General features: G+C 64.1%; 25 protein-coding genes. 16 read left to right on the top strand and 9 right to left on the bottom strand.

Going from position 1 to position 22,446, the window contains the following annotated elements; genetic code table 11:
* Window positions 1-31 precede the first annotated feature (31 nt).
* The 10 genes from HWV23_RS05765 to pan2 all read left to right on the top strand — a co-directional run bounded on the left by HWV23_RS05765 (window position 32) and on the right by pan2 (window position 8,719).
* Window positions 32-229, top strand: a complete 198-nt coding sequence (locus HWV23_RS05765; protein WP_178289472.1) for a hypothetical protein — start codon at window positions 32-34, stop codon at window positions 227-229.
* Between the two features lie 138 nt (window positions 230-367).
* Window positions 368-697 carry a 30S ribosomal protein S24e gene (locus HWV23_RS05760; protein ID WP_178289471.1) on the top strand — a complete coding sequence of 110 codons (330 nt, stop codon included), beginning with the start codon at window positions 368-370 and terminating at the stop codon, window positions 695-697.
* Window positions 698-832: a 30S ribosomal protein S27ae gene (locus HWV23_RS05755; RefSeq protein ID WP_178289470.1), complete on the top strand. Its 135-nt coding sequence runs from the start codon at window positions 698-700 to the stop codon at window positions 830-832. It abuts the gene before it with no gap.
* Between the two features lie 3 nt (window positions 833-835).
* Window positions 836-2,452 (top strand): bifunctional N(6)-L-threonylcarbamoyladenine synthase/serine/threonine protein kinase, encoded by a 1,617-nt coding sequence (locus tag HWV23_RS05750; RefSeq protein WP_178289469.1) that lies wholly within the window; start codon window positions 836-838, stop codon window positions 2,450-2,452.
* 55 nt (window positions 2,453-2,507) lie between these two features.
* Window positions 2,508-2,783 (top strand): DUF5808 domain-containing protein, encoded by a 276-nt coding sequence (locus HWV23_RS05745; protein WP_178289468.1) that lies wholly within the window; start codon window positions 2,508-2,510, stop codon window positions 2,781-2,783.
* A 135-nt stretch (window positions 2,784-2,918) separates the two neighbouring features.
* Window positions 2,919-4,217 carry a histidine--tRNA ligase gene (gene hisS, locus HWV23_RS05740; RefSeq protein WP_178289467.1) on the top strand — a complete coding sequence of 433 codons (1,299 nt, stop codon included), beginning with the start codon at window positions 2,919-2,921 and terminating at the stop codon, window positions 4,215-4,217.
* A gap of 47 nt (window positions 4,218-4,264) precedes the next feature.
* The gene (locus HWV23_RS05735; protein WP_178289466.1) at window positions 4,265-4,510 is read left to right on the top strand and encodes a hypothetical protein; all 246 of its coding nucleotides are present in this window, start codon (window positions 4,265-4,267) and stop codon (window positions 4,508-4,510) included.
* Window positions 4,511-4,760: 250 nt separating this feature from the next.
* Window positions 4,761-5,567, top strand: a complete 807-nt coding sequence (truA, locus tag HWV23_RS05730; protein WP_178289465.1) for a tRNA pseudouridine(38-40) synthase TruA — start codon at window positions 4,761-4,763, stop codon at window positions 5,565-5,567.
* Between the two features lie 37 nt (window positions 5,568-5,604).
* Window positions 5,605-7,395, top strand: coding sequence for an oligoendopeptidase F (gene pepF / locus HWV23_RS05725; RefSeq protein ID WP_178289464.1), 1,791 nt, complete (start codon window positions 5,605-5,607; stop codon window positions 7,393-7,395).
* Between the two features lie 106 nt (window positions 7,396-7,501).
* Entirely contained in the window at window positions 7,502-8,719 is a 1,218-nt protein-coding gene (gene pan2, locus HWV23_RS05720; protein ID WP_178289463.1) for a proteasome-activating nucleotidase Pan2, read from the top strand.
* Between the two features lie 542 nt (window positions 8,720-9,261).
* Here pan2 and HWV23_RS05715 read toward each other — a convergent pair.
* On the bottom strand, window positions 9,262-10,632 hold the full coding sequence (locus HWV23_RS05715) for a geranylgeranyl reductase family protein (RefSeq protein WP_178289462.1): 1,371 nt from the start codon (window positions 10,630-10,632) through the stop codon (window positions 9,262-9,264).
* Window positions 10,633-10,803: 171 nt separating this feature from the next.
* Between HWV23_RS05715 and HWV23_RS05710 the strand changes: the two genes are divergently transcribed.
* Window positions 10,804-11,592, top strand: a complete 789-nt coding sequence (locus HWV23_RS05710; RefSeq protein ID WP_178291609.1) for an aldo/keto reductase — start codon at window positions 10,804-10,806, stop codon at window positions 11,590-11,592.
* Window positions 11,593-11,637: 45 nt separating this feature from the next.
* Window positions 11,638-12,378 carry a hypothetical protein gene (locus HWV23_RS05705; protein WP_178289461.1) on the top strand — a complete coding sequence of 247 codons (741 nt, stop codon included), beginning with the start codon at window positions 11,638-11,640 and terminating at the stop codon, window positions 12,376-12,378.
* A gap of 223 nt (window positions 12,379-12,601) precedes the next feature.
* On the opposite strand, the gene HWV23_RS05700 is transcribed toward HWV23_RS05705, so the two are convergent.
* On the bottom strand, window positions 12,602-13,570 hold the full coding sequence (locus HWV23_RS05700) for a phosphoadenosine phosphosulfate reductase family protein (protein ID WP_178289460.1): 969 nt from the start codon (window positions 13,568-13,570) through the stop codon (window positions 12,602-12,604).
* Between the two features lie 160 nt (window positions 13,571-13,730).
* On the opposite strand from HWV23_RS05700, the gene HWV23_RS05695 reads away from it, so the two are divergent.
* Window positions 13,731-13,940 carry a hypothetical protein gene (locus HWV23_RS05695; protein ID WP_178289459.1) on the top strand — a complete coding sequence of 70 codons (210 nt, stop codon included), beginning with the start codon at window positions 13,731-13,733 and terminating at the stop codon, window positions 13,938-13,940.
* Between the two features lie 130 nt (window positions 13,941-14,070).
* Here HWV23_RS05695 and HWV23_RS05690 read toward each other — a convergent pair whose 3' ends face one another.
* From HWV23_RS05690 to HWV23_RS05680, 3 genes are all read right to left on the bottom strand, one after another.
* A complete protein-coding gene (locus tag HWV23_RS05690; RefSeq protein WP_178289458.1) occupies window positions 14,071-14,721 on the bottom strand; it encodes a DUF7110 family protein in 651 nt (216 codons plus the stop codon).
* 125 nt (window positions 14,722-14,846) lie between these two features.
* Window positions 14,847-15,182, bottom strand: coding sequence for a glutaredoxin family protein (locus HWV23_RS05685; RefSeq protein ID WP_178289457.1), 336 nt, complete (start codon window positions 15,180-15,182; stop codon window positions 14,847-14,849).
* Between the two features lie 61 nt (window positions 15,183-15,243).
* Window positions 15,244-16,290 carry a DUF5787 family protein gene (locus HWV23_RS05680; RefSeq protein WP_178289456.1) on the bottom strand — a complete coding sequence of 349 codons (1,047 nt, stop codon included), beginning with the start codon at window positions 16,288-16,290 and terminating at the stop codon, window positions 15,244-15,246.
* An 85-nt stretch (window positions 16,291-16,375) separates the two neighbouring features.
* Between HWV23_RS05680 and HWV23_RS05675 the strand changes: the two genes are divergently transcribed.
* Entirely contained in the window at window positions 16,376-17,890 is a 1,515-nt protein-coding gene (locus tag HWV23_RS05675; protein WP_178289455.1) for an aldehyde dehydrogenase family protein, read from the top strand.
* Window positions 17,891-18,126: 236 nt separating this feature from the next.
* Here HWV23_RS05675 and HWV23_RS05670 read toward each other — a convergent pair whose 3' ends face one another.
* From HWV23_RS05670 to HWV23_RS05660, 3 genes are read right to left on the bottom strand one after another with little or no spacing between them, the layout of a single operon-like run.
* Complete coding sequence (locus HWV23_RS05670) at window positions 18,127-18,933, bottom strand: carbon-nitrogen family hydrolase (protein ID WP_178289454.1); 807 nt, start codon at window positions 18,931-18,933, stop codon at window positions 18,127-18,129.
* A gap of 5 nt (window positions 18,934-18,938) precedes the next feature.
* A complete protein-coding gene (locus HWV23_RS05665) occupies window positions 18,939-19,163 on the bottom strand; it encodes a DUF7123 family protein (protein WP_178289453.1) in 225 nt (74 codons plus the stop codon).
* Between the two features lie 39 nt (window positions 19,164-19,202).
* Window positions 19,203-19,391 carry a DUF7525 family protein gene (locus HWV23_RS05660; protein ID WP_178289452.1) on the bottom strand — a complete coding sequence of 63 codons (189 nt, stop codon included), beginning with the start codon at window positions 19,389-19,391 and terminating at the stop codon, window positions 19,203-19,205.
* Window positions 19,392-19,506: 115 nt separating this feature from the next.
* On the opposite strand from HWV23_RS05660, the gene HWV23_RS05655 reads away from it, so the two are divergent.
* Together HWV23_RS05655 and HWV23_RS05650 are read left to right on the top strand one after the other, a co-directional pair.
* Window positions 19,507-20,631 (top strand): LEA/WHy family protein, encoded by a 1,125-nt coding sequence (locus HWV23_RS05655; protein ID WP_178289451.1) that lies wholly within the window; start codon window positions 19,507-19,509, stop codon window positions 20,629-20,631.
* Between the two features lie 104 nt (window positions 20,632-20,735).
* Window positions 20,736-21,173: a DUF7528 family protein gene (locus tag HWV23_RS05650; protein WP_178289450.1), complete on the top strand. Its 438-nt coding sequence runs from the start codon at window positions 20,736-20,738 to the stop codon at window positions 21,171-21,173.
* 178 nt (window positions 21,174-21,351) lie between these two features.
* Here HWV23_RS05650 and HWV23_RS05645 read toward each other — a convergent pair whose 3' ends face one another.
* Complete coding sequence (locus tag HWV23_RS05645) at window positions 21,352-22,386, bottom strand: phosphate signaling complex PhoU family protein (RefSeq protein WP_178289449.1); 1,035 nt, start codon at window positions 22,384-22,386, stop codon at window positions 21,352-21,354.
* Window positions 22,387-22,446 lie beyond the last annotated feature (60 nt).

Raw genomic sequence — 22,446 nt, 5'->3', positions numbered from 1 at the left:
TCCTTTTGCGTTCCGGGCGTGAGGCGGTGCTATGGACGAGGACCGCAAGGAGTGGGTTCGCGAATACTGGCCGTTCCTTATCGGCGTCGTCATCATCGTCGTCGGAAACCTCTACGTTCTACTGGTCCACGGGGAGGACTGGGTCATCGGTGGGCCGCCGCTGGTGCTGGCGGTCATCGTCGTGTTGGCAATCGAGTTCGGCCGGTCGATTTATGCCCGGTTCGCCTGATACGGATCGTTGTAACGATTCACTGATTATCACGAGTACGGGTCGGCGATGACCAGTGAAGGACTACAGCGATCCGTATGAATCCGCCGCTTCGAAATCCTTTTACGCGCTTCGCGGGAAAAAAGCGGTAACGTAACCATGGACGTCGAAATCATCGATGAAGACGAGAATCCGATGTTGCACCGGACTGACGTTCGGTTTCAACTGACCCACGAGGAAGCCACGCCCTCCCGCCTCTCCGTTCGCGACTCCCTCGCTGCGAAACTCAACAAGGACGCCAGCGAAGTCGTCGTGCACAAACTCGACACGAAATACGGCATGCGCAAGAGCGTCGGCTACGCGAAGGTCTACGACAGCGCCGAACAGGCCAAGGAAGTCGAGCAGGAGTACATGCTCGAACGGAACAAGATTACGGCCGACGAGGAAGCCGAAGAAGCCGAAGCCGAGGCCGAAGCGGAGGAAGCCTAAATGCCTCGCTACGAGTACTACAACGACGACGGCTCCACCGACAAGGAGCAGTGTCCCCGCTGTGGTGACACCTTCCTCGGTGACTACGGCGACCGCCAGCACTGTGGCAAGTGTAGCTACACCGAATTCAAATAGGCCGTGACCCGCGTGCTCGGCATCGAGGGGACCGCCTGGTGTGCCAGCGCGGCCGTCTTCGATTCCGAGACCGATTCCGTTTCTATCGAATCCAACGCGTACGTCCCAGAGAGCGGCGGCATTCACCCGCGCGAGGCCGCCGAGCATATGCGCTCGGCGATTCCCGCCGTCGTCGAAGACGCTCTCGACCACGTCCGCGAGGAGTACGGCGCCCCGGCCGATGCCCTCGACGCCATCGCCTTCTCCCGCGGGCCGGGTATCGGTCCGTGTCTCCGTATCGCCGGTACCGCGGCGCGCGCGCTCGCCGGTGCGCTCGAAATACCGCTGGTCGGCGCCAACCACATGGTCGCCCATCTCGAAATCGGGCGGCATCGCTCGGGGTTCGATTCGCCGGTCTGTCTGAACGCATCAGGCGCCAACGCCCACATCCTCGGGTTCCGCAACGGCCGGTATCGCGTCCTCGGGGAGACGATGGACACCGGCGTTGGCAACGCCATCGACAAGTTCACCCGCCACGTCGGCTGGCAGCATCCGGGCGGCCCCAAGGTCGAGGAACACGCCCGCGAGGGCGACTACATCGACCTCCCCTACGTCGTCAAGGGGATGGACTTCTCGTTTTCGGGCATCATGTCCGCAGCCAAGCAGGCCTACGACGGCGGCACGCCCGTCGAGGACGTCTGCTGTGGGCTTCAGGAGACCATCTTCGCGATGCTTACCGAGGTCAGCGAGCGCGCACTGTCGCTGACGGGCGCTGACGAACTCGTGTTGGGCGGCGGCGTCGGGCAGAACGACCGCCTCCGGGCGATGCTCGAATCGATGTGCGAGGAACGCGGCGCCGACTTCTACGCGCCCGAACCGCGTTTCCTGCGGGACAACGCCGGCATGATAGCCGTTCTCGGCGCGAAGATGTACGAGGCGGGCGATACGGTTCCTATCGACGAATCACGCGTGCTGCCGGATTTCCGTCCCGACGAGGTCGACGTGACCTGGCGCTCCGGCGAAGCGGTCGCCAAGCCCGTTCCTGCAGACGAACGCGCACAGGGCGCCGAGGCCATCGTCGACCTCAACCCCGACGACGAGCGCGTTCACAAACACCGGTTGGCCAAGGCCTACCGGCATCCGGAACTGGACGCGAAACTCCGGCAGCTGCGCACCCGTTCGGAGGCCCGATTGACGAGCGAGGCGCGGCGACTTGGCGTGCCGACACCAGTCGTCTACGATATCGACCCCGTCGAGGCGACGCTTGATTTCGAGTTCGTCGGCGAGTCGGACCTCCGAGAGGTACTGACCGAACCCCACGTCGCCGACGTGGGCCGCCATCTCGCGTTGTGTCACGAGGCCGGCTTCGTCCACGGCGACCCGACGCCGCGGAACGTCCGCGTCGCGTCCGGAGAGGCCGACGGCGGCCGCGCCTACCTCATCGACTTCGGCCTCGGCTACTACACCGACGACATCGAGGACTACGCGATGGACCTCCACGTCTTCGAGGGGTCGGTCGGCGGAACCGCGGACGACGCGCCCGCACTTATCGACGCCTTCGAGGCCGCCTACCGCGAGACTGGTGACGAGCGGGTCGTCGAGCAGTTGCGCGAAATCGAGGAACGCGGCCGGTATCAGTAGTTCCGGGGCCGTCGTCCCCGGGGCCTATAAGTTCCGGCCCGCCCTATGCCCGAGTATGCCAGAAAAACCGCAGTCCGGCGAACTGTTCGGAATCCCGTATAACTTCGACAAGCCCTCGCTGGGTCGTATGATGTCCGCCTACTGGCAACCCGACGATGGGATGCTCGTCGAGAAGCCCTTCGGCGTCGGCTACACGCTGAACCTCGCCAACTGGCGCTCGTGGGTCGTGCTGGCGGTCGCGGGCCTGCTTTTCTACCAGCAACAGCAGTCCGGGTCCGAAAGCGAGGAGACGGAGGACGAAGAGCCGGTCGAAGTGGTCGTGGAAGACTAGCGAGACGCCGAGCGTAGCGAGGGGTCTCGATTAAATCGAGCGGTGAACGGAGTGAGCCGCGAGATAGCGAGCATTCGATTCCCTGACCGAGCCACAATCGGACCTTTTAGTGCGCCGGCCGCCGAAGTCGCGTCCATGTACGACGGCCTGAAGGGGTTCCGTGATTTCTACCCCGGCGAGATGTCCGCCCGACGGGAGGTCACCGACGCTATCGAGGAGCGCGTGCGTCGGTACGGCTTCCGCGAGGTGGGGACGCCGGCGATGGAGCGGACCCAGATGTACGTGGACAAATCGGGCGAGGAAATCGTCGAGGAACTCTACCACTTCGAGGACAAGGGCGGCCGCGACGTATCGCTGACCCCCGAACTGACGCCGACGGTCGCGCGGATGGTCGTCGCGCGCCAGCAGGCCCTCCAGAAGCCCATCAAGTGGTTCTCGACGCGGCCCTTCTGGCGCTACGAGCAGGTCCAGCAGGGACGGTTCCGGGAGTTCTACCAGACCAACGTCGACATCTTCGGCTCCGAGGAACCCGAAGCCGACGCCGAAATCCTCGCGGCGGCCGCCGATATCATGACCGACCTCGGCCTCTCCGGCGAGGACTTCGAGTTCCGGGTGTCCCATCGCGACATCCTCGGTGGTCTGTTGGAATCCCTCGATAGCGACGTCGATACGACTGACGCGATTCGCGCGGTCGACAAGAAGGAGAAAATCGACATCGAGGAGTACTACGACCTGCTGGTCGCGGCGGGCCTCGATTACGAGGAAGCCGAGGCCTTCGACGACGTGCTGGGTACCGACGACCTCGATGACCTCGTCGATTTCGCGGGAACCGACCGGGTCGCCGAGGCCGTCGCAAACCTGCGTGCGGTGCTTGCCGCCGCCGAGGACTTCGGCGCTCGGGAGTACTGTACGATTTCGCTGGAGACGGCGCGTGGCCTCGACTACTACACCGGCGTCGTCTTCGAGTGTTTCGACACCGCTGGTGAGGTTTCCCGGTCAGTCTTCGGCGGCGGCCGCTACGACGACCTCATCGAGGGCTTCGGCGGCGAACCGACGCCCGCCGTCGGCGTCGGTATCGGTCACGAGACGCTCTCGTTGCTCTGCCAGCGCGCGGGCGTCTGGCCCGAGGAGGAAGTCGCGACCGACTACTACGTGCTGACCGTCGGCGACACGCGGGAGACGGCCGCCGAAATCGCTCGGGAACTCCGCGAGTTGGGCCACGTCGTCGAACTGAACCTGACGGGCCGCGGCTTCGGCGACCAGCTGTCCTACGCCGACGGTATCAACGCCGAGACGGTCATCGTCGTCGGCGAACAGGACCTCGAAGACGACGCGGTCACCATCAAGGACATGGAGTCCGGTGACCAGATGCAGATTCCCATCGACGAGTTCCCGCCCGAAGAGGGCCGGCCGACCTTCGAGGACTACGAGTAACGGGGGCCACGAGGTATTTATCGGGCCGGCACGCAGGTTTCCTCAGGATGTCGCTGCTCTCGTTGCAGGACCAGGGGAAAGTGCTCACGAACGAGCACGCCGAGGAAATCGGTATCATCACCGACGTCGACGTCGACAGGCAGATCGCCTACGTCGAACCGGAACCGGGCGTTACCGACGCCATCATTCAGGGACTCGGCTTCGGCGAGGCCGACGAGGACGATATCAAAATCTCGGCCGATGCCGTCGAAACGATCACCGACACGGAGGTTCGCATCCCCACCGACCGATAAGCGGCCGTTCCTGATTCGAGACGCGAGCGTGCTCAGCGGACCGTTTACCGGTCCGGCCGTCCCAGCGATGCGGCCGCGGGTTGCGGCTCCTCGTCTTCGTCGGCATCTCGGCTGAGATAGCCGCCCATGACGCTGTATCCGTGTTCCGAATTCATCAGCAGAGCTAGAGCCTGCCGAGAGTTAATTCTTGTGGTAACAGCTAACACGCCGACCGCCATCTCCAAGCCGCTGGCCGTCCCGTCCCCGAGACATGCGCGCGTTTCGAGTGGCATACGACGGGGAAGATTATCGGGGGTTCCAGCGACAGCCTCACGGCGAGACGGTCGCGGATACGCTCTTCGACGCGCTCGCGACGCTCGATATCCCGTTCGAGGACGGCGCCCCCGTCGGCTACTCGGCGGCCGGCCGGACCGATGCGGGGGTCTCGGCCCGCGCACAGACGGTCGCTATCGAGGCGCCGGACTGGCTGACGCCCCGCGCACTCAATAGCGAACTCCCCGCGGATATTCGAGCGTGGGCACACGCGGACGTGAGGGAGGGGTTCCACGCGACACACGATGCCGTCGAGCGGACCTATCGCTACTTCCTGTATGCACCCGACGTGAACGACGAACGCGCCGAACAGGCTACTGGGCGACTCTCGGGAAAACACGATTTCCACAACTTCACGCCCGACGAGACGGGCACCGAACGCGACCTGACGGTGCGACTCCGGCGGGACGGCCCCTTCCTGCTGGTCGACTGCATCGCCGGTGGGTTCGCACGCCAACTCGTTCGGCGGGTCGTCTCGACGGTCGAAGCGGTCGGCCTCGGTGAGCGCGAACCGGCGTTCCTCGACCGGGCGCTCGGTAACGACCCGCTGGAGGGACCGGACGGAATCGCCCCCGCAGCGCCCGAACCGCTCGTGTTGCTCGACGTGACGTACCCCGGTATCGAGTTCGTGGTCGACGAGGAGGCCGCCGAGAGCGCCCGTGTGGTCTTCGGCGAGCGGCGACGCCGACGGCTCGCGACGGCTCGCGTCGCCGGCACGCTGGCGCCGGAACACAGCGACCCGTGACGACGGGTTTAGGACGGTACCGCCCATACCCGGGGGTATGAGTTCGGTTCCCGAACGAAGCGATATCGCCGAGGAGTATACGTGGGACCTCACGGACCTCTTCGCCGACGACGAGGAGTGGGAGGAGGCCTACGAGGCCGTCGAGGAACGCCTCGACGAACTGGAAGCCTATGAAGGACGTGTCACCGAGGACGCCGAGACCCTTCAGGAGGTGCTGGAACTCCGCGAATCCATCATGCGGCAGGTGTCGAACGTCGCCGCCTACGCCCGGATGCGGAAGGACGAGGACACGACGAACCAGACCTATCAGGCCCTCGCCGCTCGCTCGCAGTCGCTGGCCGCCGACGCCTCCAGCGCCGCGAGTTTCATCGAACCGGAACTGCAGGAACTCGACCGCGAGGCCATCGACGCGTTCGTCGACGAGAACCCGAAACTGGAGACCTACGACCACTATTTCGACGACGTGCTGCGGATGAAGCCCCACACCCGCTCGGCCGAAATCGAGGCGCTGCTGGCCGACCTCAGCGAGGTGACCGACGCCGCAGGCGACGTCTACAACATGCTGACCAATGCGGACATGGAGTTCCCCGCCGTCGAGAACCCTGAGGGCGAACCCCAGCGTGTCACGCTGTCGAACTTCGCGAAACTCCAGAAACACCCCAATCGCGAGTTCCGCCAGCGGGTCTACGAGGCCTTCTACGACGAGTGGAGCGAGTACCGCAACTCCGTCGGGACCGCCTACAAAAACAGCGTCAAGTCCGACTCCAAGCTCGCGGCGGCCCGTAACTACGAGACTGCTCGTGAGGCCGCCCTCGACGGCCCGAACGTGCCCATCGAAGTCTACGACACGCTCGTCGATACCGTCGAGGACAACCTCGACGTTCTCCATCGACACGCCGAACTGAAACAGGACTGTCTCGGCGTCGACGAACTGAAGATGTGGGACCTCTACGCGCCGCTGGCCGGCGACGAGAGCCCCGAAGTCGACTACGAACAGGCCAAGGAGTACGTCATCGAAGCCGTCGCCCCGCTCGGTGAGGCCTATCAGGAGCGGATGGCCGAAGGACTCGAGTCGAGGTGGGTCGACGTCTACGAGACGGCCAACAAGCAGTCGGGCGCCTACAGCGGCGGCACCTACGACAGCCAGCCGTACATCCTGATGAACTATCAGGACGACATCACCTCGATGTACACGCTGGCCCACGAACTCGGCCACTCGATGCACTCGGAGTTGACCAGCGAGGAACAGCCCTACGTCTACTCGGGCTACGAGATTTTCGTCGCCGAAGTCGCTTCGACGGTCAATGAGGCACTTTTGACCCGGCATCTGCTGGAGACGGTCGAGGACGAGGCGTTCCGCAAGCACGTCCTCGACGAATACCTCGAACGCTTCCGGTCGACGTTGTTCCGCCAGACGATGTTCGCCTCCTTCGAGCACCGCGCCCACGAACTCAGCGAGGCCGGCGAGGCGCTGACCCCGGACCGGCTGGACGACCTCTACGGCGACCTCAAGAGCCAGTATTACGCGTCGGCGGATGTCGACGACCGCATCGCCCGCGAGTGGATGCGGATTCCGCACTTCTACCGGGCCTACTACGTCTACCAGTACGCGACGGGCATCAGCGCGGCCAACGCCATCGTCGAGCGCATCGATGAGGACGGCGAGGAGGCCGCGGCCGACTATCGGGAGTTCCTCCAGTCGGGGTCGCACGGCTACCCGCTGGAACTGCTGGAGACCGCCGGCATCGACATGTCGACGCCTGCACCCGTCGAATCGGCCATCGAAGCCTACGACGAGATGGTCGGCGAATACGAGTCGCTCCGATAGCGGGCGACGCTCGGTTCGCCGCCGGTTCGTGTGGTGTGGTATTTCCTACCGCAACCGTTTCCCCCACCCAAAGCCACTTTTAATCTCCAACCCCTACGGACCATCAATGTCGCATAGCCCCTCTCTTCCGGACCGGCCGACCCTCGACCTCGACCCCGATATGTCCGAGGAAGAGCGGCTCGCCGCCCTCCGGGAACACTACATCGACGTCTCTCGGGTCCACGAGGAACTCGCGGACCAGCTCGAAGACGCGCGCTCGCGTCAATCGGAACTCCGAGAGGAGGTCAGCGACCTCCAAGAGGAAAACGAGGCGCTGAAGACGTCGTCACTGTACATCGCCACGGTCGAAGAACTCACCGACGACCAGGTCCTGCTCAAACAGCACGGCAACAATCAGGAGGTTCTGACGGACGTCTCCCCGCGGCTCTACCAGAAACTCCAGGCCGGCGACCGCGTCGCCATCAACGACTCCTTCGCTATCCAGACGGTCCTCGACCAGGAGACCGACGCTCGCGCACAGGCCATGGAGATTTCCGAGAAGCCCACCGTCCACTACGAAGACATCGGTGGCCTCGAAGAGCAGATTCAGGAGGTCCGGGAAGCCGTCGAGGACCCCCTCACAAACCCCGAGAAGTTCCAGCAGGTCGGCATCGAACCGCCGAGCGGCGTCCTCCTGCACGGGCCGCCCGGCACCGGCAAGACGATGATGGCCAAGGCCGTCGCCAACCAGACCGACGCGACCTTCATCAAGATGGCCGGCTCGGAACTCGTCCAGAAGTTCATCGGCGAGGGCGCACGCCTCGTCCGTGACCTCTTCGAACTCGCCGCGGAGCGGGAACCCGCCATCATCTTCATCGACGAAATCGACGCTATCGCCTCGAAGCGCACCGAATCCAAAACGTCGGGCGACGCCGAGGTCCAGCGGACGATGATGCAACTCCTCTCGGAGATGGACGGCTTCGACCAGCGCGGCGACATCTCGATTATCGCTGCGACCAACCGCTTCGATATGCTCGACCGCGCCATCCTCCGCCCCGGCCGCTTCGACCGACTCATCGAGGTGCCCGAACCGGATATCGAGGGCCGCGAGCAGATTCTCCACATCCACACCAAGAAGATGAACCTCTCGCCGGACATCGACCTCGAAGCGGTCGCCGAGCAGACCGAGGGCTTCTCCGGTGCCGAACTCGAAAGCCTCGCCACTGAGGCGGGTATGTTCGCCATCCGCGACGGCCGCACTGAAGTCACCGAGGAGGACTTCGAGGACGCACTCGAGAAGGTCTCCCGCGAGGAATCCGCCGGGAAACCCATAGCTTTCTACTGAACCTTTTTGCACGGCGCCCTGCGGGCGCCGGCAAAAACGTCCTCAGAAGCGCGAAGCGCTTCTGATGGGCTGCGGAAGACGCCTTCGGCGTCTTCCGAACGTTCATGAAAAAGACACTTCGACTCTCCCTCAGGAAGACTCGCTAGCGCTCGTCTTCCAACGCTCCCGCTCACTCCGTTCGCGGGACCTACGGTCGAGTCTCGGTCCCGCGCTCGCTTCGCTCGCGCGGTGAACCGCTTCGGGCGGGTTCGAAGAACCCGCCCTCGCGGATGCTAATCTTATACGTTAACTTGACTGACTAAGAGGGAACTCTACTCCGACTTGCTGAAACAACTACAATCTTGTATCCGCCGAGCGGGGCGTTTGAAAAACGCCCCCGAGGCGGTTCGCGGCGACGAGGCCCGTAGGGCCGAGTCGCCGTAGCGCCGACTGACTAACGCCGAGCGAAGCGAGGCGGCAGGAAGGAGGCGCGCATATTTTCACCACGTTTTTGCCCGACTGAGCGCGCCGCAGGCGCGTGAAGGAGGTGCAAAAAGTGGCTGTTAGTATTTAGGATCGGCGTCCGTGAGTTCGTAGACGTCGTCCATGAGGCCGTCACGGCGGGTTTGCCAGTCGTCGAACTCGCCGGGCGTCGTGGGGTAGTCGTCGTAGATGCCTTTGAGGTCGGTCGCGTACTCGTTGAGTTTCTTGAGTTCGAAGAGGGTACTCCAGTGGCCGAAGGTTTTGATTGCGGTCTTGATTTTGAGCGGCCAACTCATGGAGGCGGTGCCTTCGAGCGCGAGCGCGTCGGCGAGTTGCTGGCCGGGCATCGCGCTGATGATGTCGACGAGGTAATCGACGTCGTAGGTGCCACCCCAGATGTTGTAGAGGTCCATGGCGGCGAAGCGCTTGCCGAAGTCCGTCTGGACGCGGCGGTTGTACTCCCAGAGGGCGCCCTCGCTGACGTCGCCGTCGCTGATGGCCTCGATGGCGGCTTCGGCGGCCCAGGTGCCGGCCTTCGCGGCGCCGGGGATGCCGCCGCCGGTACAGGGGTTGACGTGGGCGGCTGCGTCGCCGACGGCCATGTAGCCGGGGGCGACCGCCGAGTCGTAGGGGCGGCGAGTCGGGAGCGCGGCGCCGAGTTTGTCCTTGACGGTGGCGTTTTTGAACTCGTCGCGCTTGCGGAGGTCCTCGCGGAGATGTTCGACGAGTTTCATCGGCTCCTTGTTCATCTGGAAGCCGAGGCCGACGTTGATTTCGGTGGGGGTCCGCGGGAAATACCAGAGGTAGCCGAGTTCGGCGGTGGGCTTGAAGACGATTGCGTTGTGCCAGTCGACGGGTTCGTCGATTTCGATGACTTCGCGGTAGGCCGAACAGAACTGCTGGTAGTTGACGTTGGTGTCGAAGGTGGTGTTATCGAAGTCGGTCTTGTCCTGCAGGAGCGACAGCGAGCCGGCGGCGTCGATGAGGACGTCGGCCTCGAACTCCTTGACCGAGCCGCGCTGAGTGGCGGTGACGCCCTTGACCGAGCCGTTCTGGACGACGTCGCGGACGACGGTCTCGTAGTGGATGTCGGCGCCGGCGCGTTCGGCCTCTTCGAGGAGGACCTCGCCGTAGCGTTTCCGGTCGACGATGGCGCCGTTGCCGCCGCGGAAGCCGATGTCGAGGTCCTCGCCGGTTTTCGGGTTCTCGAAGCGGGCGAGGGTGATCCCCTCGTTGGTGAACGATTCCTCACGGAGGTAATCGAGGTCGATGACTTCGGGGAACGTGCTCGTCCCCTTGATGGCGTCGCCACAAGCGATGCGGCCGCCCTCGTCCTCGGTTTTTCGCTCCAGAAGGGCCACGTCCAGCCCTTCCTGAGCGGCCGTTGCCGCGGCGAAACAGCCGGCGGTCCCGCCGCCGACAACGACCATATCATACGTTTCTGCGGGCATGTTCGGGCGTTAACACGGAATAGCATAAATAACCCACCTTTGGCTGTTCCCTCGCCGCGTGTCGCGGTTTCCCCACGGGCTCGCCGGTGTCCCAACCGTTTTCGACGTCAGGCTCGAAGCGCCGGTATGGTCCAACAGGAAACCAGCCGCAGCGCCCCCGAACACAGCGGGATGCCGGCGCTCGGGCTTGGAACGTGGCAGAACGACGACCCCGACCAATGCGCGGCGTCGGTTCGCAACGCACTGGAGATGGGGTATCGACACATCGATACCGCGCAGGCCTACGGCAACGAGGCCGCCGTCGGCGAGGGCATCGCCTCGGCGTCGGTCGACCGCGAGGACATCTTCCTCGCGACGAAGGTCTGGATCGACCAGCTCGGCCACGACGACGTGCTCGAATCGACCGAAAAGAGCCTCGACAGGCTGGGCGTCGACTACGTCGACCTGCTGTACGTTCACTGGCCTGCGGACGCCTACGACGCCGAACAGACCCTCTCTGCCTTCGAGGAACTCCGCGAGGACGGCCGTATCAACAACATCGGCGTCTCGAACTTCGAGCCGTCGCATCTGGAGTCCGCACAGGAGGCCATCGACGCGCCCATCTTCGCCAATCAGGTCGAGATGCATCCGCTGCTCCAGCAGCGCGAGCTTCGAGAGTACTGTGAGGACGCGGACGTCGAACTGGTCGCCTACTCGCCGCTCGCGCGCGGCGACGTCTTCGACGTGGATGTACTGACCGACATCGCCGACGCACACGATGCCTCCGCGGCGCAAGTGAGCCTCGCGTGGCTCCGTCAGAAGGACGTGACGGCGATTCCGAAGGCGACCGGCGCCGACCACATCCGCGACAACTTCGAGTCGCTGGATATCACGCTCTCGGATGCCGAGATGGCGCGTATCGACGACCTCGACCGGACGGACCGGAAGGTCCACCCGGATTTCGCGCCCGATAGCTGGTAACCCGAGGCCGGAACCTATTTTGCGGCCCGACGGGAGAGTGGGAGTATGTCAGCGGGCGGTCTCCTCGACGGGATCAAAATCGACATCGTGCGGCTCCATGAGACGTGGATGGAGCTCGTGTTCCCGCGTCAGCGGACGGCCGTCCACAAGGTCCTCGGCAAGTGGACGCCGCGGACGCGGGGGGACCGAATCAAGTACCGCATCTGGGCCGCCCTCGGCGTCCTCGTCGTGGCGCTGCTCTATCCGCTCTTGGTGGTCGGCTTCGCGGTCCGATTCAACGCCAAGCGGTTCGACAGCGCGACGACCCGACTCGGTATCATCGGCGTCGTCATCCTGGCGGCGGTCGTCTGGGGCGGTTTGACAGCGCTCGCGCGCGTCCGGCTATCCTTCGATGGGTTCGTCGCGGTCGGCGCCGCAAGCGCCGTCGCCGTCGTCTCCGCCGGATTGGCAGCCCTCTTCAGCCGCGTGGGCGGTCGCGGTACGACGGTCTTCTTCGCGTATCCGTTCGCGATGAACGCCGTCTTCCTGCCGCCGGTCGTCGCGGCGCTCTACGACCCCTCGCTGGGCGTCATCATCGAGCAAAGCACGGCCATCGCGAACTTCTTCCGCGATACCGTCTTCGTCGGGCCGCTTGACCCGGTCAGCGAGTATCTCAGCAACAACTACGACTTCGAAGGGGTCGTGGTCGCGCTGATGTGGTTCGCCATCGCGACGCCGCTGGGCTGGTTCCTCGGCTTCGTGGTGACACTGGCTGACGCGATTCGTCCGCGCTCGGGCGAGGAATAGCTAGCGTTTCGACTGGACTATTTATACGAAAAGCATCCGCCGAGCGGGGCCTTCGAAGAAGGCCCCCGAGGCGGTTCGCGGCGGCCGTAGGCCGCCGTAGCGCGCGACGACTACCGCGGGCCGGCCGTCAGGCCCGCGACAGGAGGAGCGCGCGCATATTTTCACCACGTTTTTGCCTGACTGAGCGCGCCGAAGGCGCGCGAGGGAAGTGCAAAAAGTGGGTTTACATGTAGCCGAGGTCGCGCAGGCGCTCCATCAGGTCTTCTTTGTCCTGGGCGCGGCCGGCGCGCTCGGTCGTGTTCTCGAGGTCCTGCAGCCAGGCAGGCTCTTCGTCGGACTTTTCGGTCGAGATTTCGCTACCCAGCGAGCGGAACCCGGCGAAGTACTTCGGCGAGACCGGGATGTCCTCGTGGGTGAGGTCGTTCGGCAGGTCGTCGTAGTCCTGGGGGACGTAGCCGTCGTCCGGGAAGCCCTCGACGGTTTCGGGGACGACGTAGAACCAGAAGGCGTCCCAGACGTCGGCTTCGTCGAACTGCAGGATGGGCTGGACGCGGTCGTGCGGGGGGTAGATGTCGGGGTCGTGACGTGGGCTGAAGAACGTCTCGTCGGCGCGGGCTTCCTGCTCGTCCCAGCGGATGCCCGAGATGATGCCGTCGATGTCGTGTTCTTCGAGGGTGTTGTTGAGCGCGACGGTCTTCAGCAGGTGGTTGCCGACGTAGGTGTCCAGCAGGAACGGGAAGGTGTCCTCCTCGTATTCGAGGATGTTGCGGATGTGGTGCTGGTTGTTCTCGTCGAGGGCGTCGACGGGGATGTCGTCGCCGGGTTCGAGCCCGTTCTCGTCGACGTAGGCGCCGACGTCCTCGTTGCGCGCGAAGATGACTTCGAGGTCCCACTCGTCGGCCCAGCGCTCGACGAAGTCGAGCAGCTCGTCGAAGTGCTGGTAGTGGTCGATGAAGACCGTCGGCGGCATCTCGTAGTCGAACTGCTCGACGACTTCCTTCACGAAGTACAGGGTGAGCGTCGAGTCCTTGCCGCCGGTCCACATGATGGCGGGGTTCTCGTACTCTTCGAGGCCCGTCGTGACGACCTCGATGGCCTTCTCGATTTTGTCCTCGAGGTTCGGGTAGTCCTCGGGGTCTTCGCCTTCGCCGTCGGTATAGTCGACGTCGACGTAGTCTGGGAATTCGCTCATGGCGTATAATTACATCTCATTAGGAGCGTAAAGGGTTTTTTGGGTTCGGCGAGCGCCGGGCCGACCGGTGACGCGTCGTCGGTACTCCCGGTAAAAAATTCTGGTTGTATGGGGTAGTCCTCCGAAACGACTTTTCGTCGGCGCGTTCGAGTGCGCGGTAATGCCCGAGTGCAGCAACTGCGGTGCGGAGATGGAACCCGAAAAAGGTGGTCTCCGGGGGTTGCTGTCGTTTTCCTCGCCCGACGGCTACGTCTGCAGGAGTTGCGGCGCGATGCTGTGTACGACGTGTAAACGCGAGAAGGACATCAATACGATGGGGGGTTCCAACGTGACATGCGGCGTCTGCGGTGGCCCGCTTGAACAGCGGTAGGCGCCCGCGCCGAACGTCCTGTTTTCACCCACCGAATCGGTTACACTCGCCAGCCAGTCGTCCGACCAGTCGGTCAACAGGCTTTGCAGTGGTATCGTGCCGTGACAAAAGGAAACGACCGTCGTCGGTCTCAGTCGTCGCTGATGAACTTGTTATCGCGCCAGTTGACGGTGTTTTCGCCCTCGCGCTCTCGTGGGTCGTCGATGACCTCGATGCTGGCCGACCGTTCCTCGCCATCGACGATGCGGGTCGCTTCGAGTTCGTCGTCGACGGCGGCGATGGCCGTCAACGTGCCTTTCTCGGCGAACTTGGCGAGGTCACACAGTACCACGAACATCGGGTACTGGAGTGCGGTGTTCTGGAGGACGGTTTCGCGGTCGCCCTTGAAACAGGCGTACTCGACGAGTTTGGAGTTGATCTCCTCTTCTTCCTCCTGCAGTTGGCCGCCTTCGCCGAGGCTGCCCCACTGCGGGCCGTCATCGTCGTCGTCGTCGCTGTCGGTGGATGCGGCGCCGTTCTGCGGGTCGGGTGGTGTCTCCGACCACCCGTCTTCGGTCTCGTAAATCCGGTTTTCGGTGACGCTCGCCTTGAGTTGTGCCGTGGGCGTATACTTCGAAATGTTGTCTTCGGCCGCGACGGCACTCACGATGAGCGTATTGTTTCGCCTCGTTACTTCGACGTCCTCGATTTCGACGGGTAGCTCGTACCCGTCGAAAAATTCGTGAACGTCGTCGAGTTGCAGTTCCAGCGTCGAATGAAGTCTGTAAACACGACTGGTCATGGTATCCCTGTCCCACAGAGGGCGCTTACCCTCTGACGCGAGTGGTCCAGCTAAATGTAGGGGTTCCTCACTTATATCACCTGTCCTTCCCTTTGTGAGGGAATGACACGGCTCTACCGCGGGATTCAGGCGTTCAGTTCGGCGGCGAGTTCGCCCTGCTCGTCGAGTTCCTCGAGGATGTCGCTGCCGCCGATGAACTCCCCGTCGACGTAGACCTGCGGAATCGTCGTCCAGCCGCTGTGTCGCTCCAGTGCCGTCCGGAACTCCTCGTTGGAGACCAGCACGTCGACGGCTTCGACGTCGTCGCGGTGTCGCTGGATGTGGTTGACGGCCTTCTCGGAGTAGCCGCACTGCGGCGCGATGGGTGTCCCCTTCATGAACAGCACCACCTCGTTTTCCTCGATGGTTTCGTCGACCAGTTCGTTGACCTGTTCCTGCGGGAGGCCCTCGTCGAGTGACATACCTCTCCTACCTGCTCCGGGGGGAAAGCGATTGCGCCACCGGCGGGATTCTACGGGGCCGTCAGCGCCGACGCCGGCGTTTCTCGTCGAGCAGCCGTTTCGTGGCTTTCCCGGGGCCGCCCTCGATGGGCCAACCCTTCGAGCGCCAGGCGGGCGGTTCGGGCGCGAACTCCGAACACCGGCCGGAACACTCGGCGGCCGTCTGCTCGCGTCCTTTGGCGGCACAGTACGGGAACGGTCCTTCCGGTTCTCGAATCTCGAAATGGCGGCAGTCGGGCCGCATCGTATCGGCGTAGGAGCGCCACCCGCGCTCGTAGGCCCGTTCGGCGATTTCGAGTCGTTTGCGGGCCTTCCAGTCGGGGTCGGCGTACTCGAAGCGACACGCCGAGGCGTCGTGGTCGCCGCCGTCCGGACGTTCCAGAATCCGCGTTCCGGGGTCCGACACGGATAGCGTCCGGGGATTCCAGACCGGGTCGGCACGCCAGCCGTCGGGGCCCTCGGAGACGGCGAGGATGCCGACCTCGACCGGCATCGCCTCCAAGAGCGCGGGTTCGATTTCCCCACGGGTCGCCCGCGTCGCCAGCCATACCTCGTCGGCCAGCGACAGGGCCACGTCGTGTTCGAGTTGGTCGGCGAGCACGCGCGCGGCGGACGCATCGAGGTCCGGTTTGTTCTCGATGGCGACGATGCGGTCGACCCACTCGGGGTAGCGATAGCGACGACGAATCTCGATGCGGTTGCCGTCCCTGCGCTTCTCGATGAACCCGCGGTCGGCGGCGCGATGGACGGCCTCACGAACGTAGCGCCACGGATAGCCGGGGTCGGGCAGGGCGTCCCGATAGAAGGCCCACGACCCCGGTGCGTTGCGGGCGATATGTAGCAGGTCCGAATCCAGTCGCTCGTCGCCGAAGGGCGCCCGGTGGTCGAGCGCGTCCTCGCTCGTCTCGACGACGAGGGTGTCCCAGCGGCGGCGACGGGTCCCGAGTTGGCGGGCAACGAGGGCCGCACCGTCGGCGTCGCTCCCGGCGTCGGACCGTCCTCGTTCCGCGGGCGGCCAGTTGCGCTCGGCCCACGAACAGACCCGCAACTCGAAGCCGAACTCCTTCACGGTCCGCCCTCGGAGTCGCGGAAACCTAAGCGGTTCGACGACGCGGCGGCTAGCTTTTTCACCACGCCATTGCAAATATTGACACATGGCTGAATACCAACATTACATCGACGGCGAATGGGTCGACGGTGACGGCGACACTTTCGAGAGCAGGAACCCCGCAACCGGGGAGACGCTGGGGACCTTCCCCCGCGGGACCGAAAGTGAGGTCGACCGCGCGCTGGCGGCCGCCGACGAGGCGTTCGAGGAGTGGCGCGAACTCTCCTACATCGACCGCGCCGAGTACCTCTGGGATATTTACCACGAGTTGCGTGACCGCCACGAGGAGTTGGGCGAAATCGTCACCAAGGAGTGCGGCAAGGAAATCTCGGAGGGCAAAGCCGACGTCACGGAAGCCTGGCACATGGTCGAGTGGGCCGCCGGGAACGCCCGCCATCCGCACGGCGATGTCGTCCCCTCGGAAATCCCGAGCAAGGACGCCTACATGCGGCGGAAGCCCCGCGGTGTCGTCGGCTGTATCACGCCGTGGAACTTCCCGGTCGCGATTCCCTTCTGGCATATGGCCGTCGCGCTGGTCGAGGGCAACGCCGTCGTCTGGAAACCCGCCGAACAGACCCCGTGGTGCGGCCAGATCATCGCCGAGATGTTCGATGATACGGGCATCCCGGACGGCGTCTTCAATATGGTTCAGGGCTACGGCGACGCCGGGGCCGCTATCGTCGAGGACCAGCGGGTCGATACCGTCCTCTTTACCGGGTCCTCGGAGGTCGGCCACTCCATCGCCGACGAGGTGGGCGGCACGCCCGGCAAACTCGCGGCCTGCGAAATGGGCGGCAAGAACGCCGTCGTCATCACCGAGGAGGCGGACCTCGATATCGCCGTCCACTCGGCGGTGATGTCCTCCTTCAAGACGACGGGCCAGCGCTGCGTGTCGAGCGAACGCCTCATCGTTCACACCGACGTCTACGACGAGTTCAAGGAGCGCTTCGTTGACGTCGCCGAGAAAATCGCCGTCGGCGACCCGCTCGACGAGGCCACCTTCATGGGCCCGCTGGTCGATGCGGACCAAATCGAGAAGTTCGGCCGGTATAACGACCTCGCCCGAGAAGAGGGCGCGAACGTGCTCGTCGACCGCGAGGAGTTAGGTACCGACGAGATTCCGGACGGGCACGAAGCGGGCCATTGGGTCGGCCCGTTCGTCTACGAAATCGACTACGACCCGGACCGCCGGTGTATCAAGGAGGAGGTCTTCGGCCCCCACGTCGCCCTGCTGGAGTACGACGGCGATATCGACCGCGCCATCGAAATCCACAACGACACGCCCTACGGACTTGCGGGCGCGATTATCAGCGACGACTACCGACAAATCAACCGGTTCCGCGACCGCGCGGACCTCGGGCTTGCCTACGGCAACCTGCCGTGTATCGGCGCCGAGGTCCAACTGCCGTTCGGCGGCGTCAAGAAATCGGGCAACGGCTACCCCTCCGCTCGTGAGGTCATCGAAGCCGTTACCGAGCGGACGGCGTGGACGCTGAACAACTCCAAGGACATCGAGATGGCACAGGGGCTGTCGGCGGATATCAAGACCGAGGACGACTGAGGAGGCACCGGTTTTCGTCTATCTCGTCGAGACACGCCTCTCTCGGTGATGCACGCGTGGAAACGAGGTGGCGGAGAGGAGTGGGGGAGGCGGACGAGCGAGCCGAGGACCGGGCAACCTCGACTCGGTGGGACGGGCGCGCGGCGGGCTTGTAGTCTGCCATCACGACGAGAAAAGCGTCGTTTAGGCATTCGATTGTACTTCGGGCTGACTTATAAACCCTTGTTTCCAAACCGCTAGCGGCGGTCACGGAGTGCCGGGAAATCCGTTCGGACGTCATCGACGCGCTCGGGGTCACAATCGGCGTAGACGATGGTCGCGTCGTCGTCCGAGGACGCCAGCGGCGTTCCCCAGGGGTCGTAGACCGTCGACCGGCCGACGAGGGAGGCGTCGTCGAAGGCCGCCGACCCGTTGACGGCGCCGACATAGAGCAGGTTCTCGACGGCGCGAGCGCGCGGCAGGAGTTTCCAGTGTTCGACGCGCGGGTAGGGCCACGCGCTCGGGACCAGCACCATCGTGGCGCCGTCGTCGACCAGTCGGCGGTAGAGTTCCGGAAACCGCAGGTCATAGCAGGTCGTCACGCCGACGGTGTGGCCGCCGATGTCGGCGGTCGGCAACTGCTCGCCGGGCACGAGCAGTTCAGCCTCCGCCGAATCGTAGCCGAAGAGGTGGTGCTTGCGGTAGACGAGGCGGCGCTTGCCGTCCGAATCGAAGAGGACCGCCGTGTTGGCCAGTCCCGATTCGGCGGGGACGGCTTCGCCCGCATCCGCGGAACCCGCGAGGTCCTCGACGATGGTGCCCGCCAGCACCGACACGTCGTGTTCGATAGCCGCCTCGCGGACCCGCTGGTGGGTGTCGCCGCCGAGCGGCTCGCTGGCGCGTTCGTAGGACTCGAAGGCGAAATAGCCGACGTTGAAGATTTCGGGGAGGGCCACCAGGTCGGCGCCTTCCTCGGCGGCGGTTGCGATGGTCGAAACGGCGCGGTCGACGTTGTCGTCGACGGCCGCGGCTTCGATACGAAGCTGTGCGAGTGCGAGACGCATCGGCGTTATTCGGGCGTGACTCGCCAGGTCGTCGACCGGGCACGGGACCACTTCTCGATGTCGACGTCCTCGGAGCGCTCGGCGAGTCGTGGCAGACGGGCCCCGACCTGCTTGGCTGTCAGGCCGATGGCATCAGCGATGTGTTTCGCGCGGAAATACCGGTCACCACCGGCGGCGCGTTCGCGGAGATGCGAGAGAATCCGCTCGTCTTCCTCGCTGAGTTCACTCATGGCTGTCCCTAGTTGATGGACGGGCTTAAGATACGCCCTTCAGTCGTAGACGTGGTAGGCCGCCACGGCCAGCGACCCGGCCAGCATCGCGACGCCGAAGGAAAGCCCGGACGCGAGCTGGTCGCCAGTGAAGCCGAAGACAGTCATCCCGACGGCGCCGAGCACCGCGAGAACGCCCAACACCAGCGGGAAGCCGACACTCTTGTCCGTCGTGGAAGCAGTTGCCATATCCGAGGCTACGGCACGGCGCACATAAATCCCGCCGTTCGCGGTTCGTCAGACGCGGGCCGTCGGCGGGAGCCATAGGCTATATCTCTCCGGAGTTCCTCGTCGTGAAACAACGATGACATGGGACCGTGGCCTGCTCGGCCTCGCGAAACTGAAGGTCGCAGCGGCGGTTCTCGGCGTTCTGACTGTGTCGCTTGTCGGCGCCGCGGCGTTCGGCGTCATCGGCGCGCCGTCCGTCGAAGCCGTCGACAACGAGTTCGGTGAGGTCACGAACGAGACCACGGTCATCCACACCGACCTCGTGGTCAACAACCCGAATCCCATCGGCGTCCAACTCGGGGACACCCGCATCAACTACACCGTTCGGATGAACGAGGTGCCGATGGCAACCGGTGGCGGCGAGGGCCTGAACATCAAGACCGGCAACTCCACCGAGGAGTTCACCACCGAGATGGACAACGGCCAGATTCCGCCGTGGTGGCGCAGTCACATCGAGAACGGCGAGGTGACACAGGTCAGCATCAACGCAACCGTCCACACTTCCGTCCTCGGCCAACGCAAGTTCGACATCACACAGGAGCGACAAATCGAGACGGACCTCATCGGCCAGTTCAATTCCGACGAGACCCGGCCAATCAACGCCGATGACCCGCCGCCGACCACATCCAACCCCATCCTCTATGTCAACCGAACCGGTGCTCAGTGGGGTAGCGTCACCGAACAGGAGACGCCCATCAACATGCGGTTCGACGTCTATAACCCGCAACTGGAGCCCTACGTCGTCACCGAACTGGGCTACGAAATCACGATGAACGGCCTGCTCGTCGGTGAGGGGGCGACCGAGGACGCCTACGTCATCGAGGGCGGGTCGACCGAGACTCTCAACACGCGTGCGGCTATCCAGAACCAGCAGCTCGACGAGTGGTGGGTCTCCCACCTCCAGCGCGGGCAGGTGACGGACCTCCGCATCGAGTTCTACGCTCGTGTCGAGTTGCCGACCGGCAACACGATTCGGGTCCCGCTGGACGAACTCACCTACGAGGAGACCATCGAGACGGATATCTTCGGCAACAAGAACAGCGGCGGCAGCAACGAAACGGCAACCACGCCGAACGGTGAGACGACGCCGACACCAACGCCGACCCCGACGCCCACGTCGACGCCGGACGACGGCGGCCTTCTGGACGAGACCGACACCGCGACGGACACCGAAACGCCGACTGACGACGGTATCGTTTAAGGAATGAGACACTCTCCCGGGCGGTAGCATTATATCGGTCCTCGCCCCATGCCAGTGTATGGAACGGAGTAGCCACTCTCCGGATCGAGTTCTCGGATAGCGACGTGAACGTCGAATCCGGCGCTGATCGTATCGCCATCAGTATCGACGGAACCACCCACGAGTTACCGCGCGACGTTGCCAGCCAGTTAGCCGACGATATCGGCGAAGCGATGGCAACCCGTCAGGAGTTCTTCCGAACCGCTGGCGAGCATCGCGCCGATGGCTCCTACGTGGTTTCCCGACGCGGGGCCGACTCCTCGGGCAACGAGAAGGTGTTCGATTCCTTCGAACGACTGCAACGGCTCTACGAGCGCTTACCCGAGGAGTTCGACGCGGAGGCCGTCGGCCGCACCGGAATCACCGGCACCCGTCGGCATATGGTACTCAGACACTTCGCGGAACACCCCGCCTTCGACTGCGAGACGGTGTCGCGGAACCCGCTGCGAATACGGAAGGAAACAGCGGAAGCGATGGCTGAGGAGGCGGTCATCGCTGACTAAGGCTGAGAAAGCAGAAACGTAGAGCATCCGCGAGCGAACGTAGTGAGCGAGCGGTTCCGCCGCGCCGAACGAAGTGAGGCGCGGGACCGAGACCCGACCGTAGGGAGGGTCGAAGTGTCTTTTTCATGAACGTTTTTGCCGCGAGGGCGCCGCAGGCGCCCGAGCGTGCAAAAAGGTTCTATTTGATGGAAACGTGGTCGCTGTCCTCGTTCAGCGCGAGGTTCGTCGCGATTTCGGCGTTTCGGACGGCGTACTGTGCGGTCTGGCCGAGGCTGACGAGTACTTCGCGGACCCGCAGGAGGTCCTCGTTGGACATCTCATCGAGGTCATCGAGGATTTCGGCCTCGCGGTCGCCGATGTCGGCGAACTTCTCGCGGGTCTGGATGGCCTTGTCGTAGTCGCGTTCGACGGCGGCGGCGACGCCGAGTTCGGTGATTTCGTTGACCTGGTCGGTGAACTCCCGGATGCGACGCATCGTCGCCTGGTCGACGTCGAGGGAGTGGCCCTCGGTTTCGAGGACGATTTCGGCGATGTCCTCGGCGTTGTCGGCGGTGAGTTCGAGGTTCTTGGCGATAGACCGGTAGCCGATAAGCGGGAAGCCCGAATCGAGGCCGACCGCGCGTGCGAGGTTCGGGTTCTGGTAGGCGGTGAAGATGAGGCGAAGCAGGAGGACGAAAATCTTGTTCGCCTGTCGCTCGCGGTTCAGGGCGCGCTGGGCGAGGTCGGGATTGCCGTGGGCGAGCGCCTTGATGGCCTCGTTTCGCATGGTCGAACCGGTCGATTCCAGCCGTTCGAGAAGGTTGTCGAGGGTGAAGTCCTCGGGGTCGACCGAACAGCGGATGGCGATGCGTTCGGGCGTTTCCTCGATGACACCGAGGCCCATCAGCTGGGTTTCGGCGTTGTAGACGGCGTTAATCTGGGCGGAATCGAGCGTGTTGCCCTCGCCGACTTCGACGTGGATGATACGTCGGCCGAGAACGTACTGGGCGATAATCGCGCGCTCGACGGCGTCGGCGTCGAGGTTCTGGGCGTGGATGACCGCCTCGCTTTCCTCCTGTTGGACGGACTCGGGCATGACCGTCAGCGTGCCCTTCGAACCCATCCGCAGCGAGACCTCGTCGCCTTTCTCGACGTCCTGTTTGCTGGCCCACTCGGCGGGCAGGGTCATCGCCAGCGTCGACGGCCCTAGCCGCTGTACCTTGCGTGTCTCCATACCCTATCCTCGTTGCCAGACACCTTAATATTCACTATATACGAGGTATATCCGACACGT

Source organism: Natronomonas halophila (assembly GCF_013391085.1).
GTDB lineage: Archaea > Halobacteriota > Halobacteria > Halobacteriales > Haloarculaceae > Natronomonas > Natronomonas halophila.
This window is presented reverse-complemented; position numbering and strand designations above follow the sequence as displayed.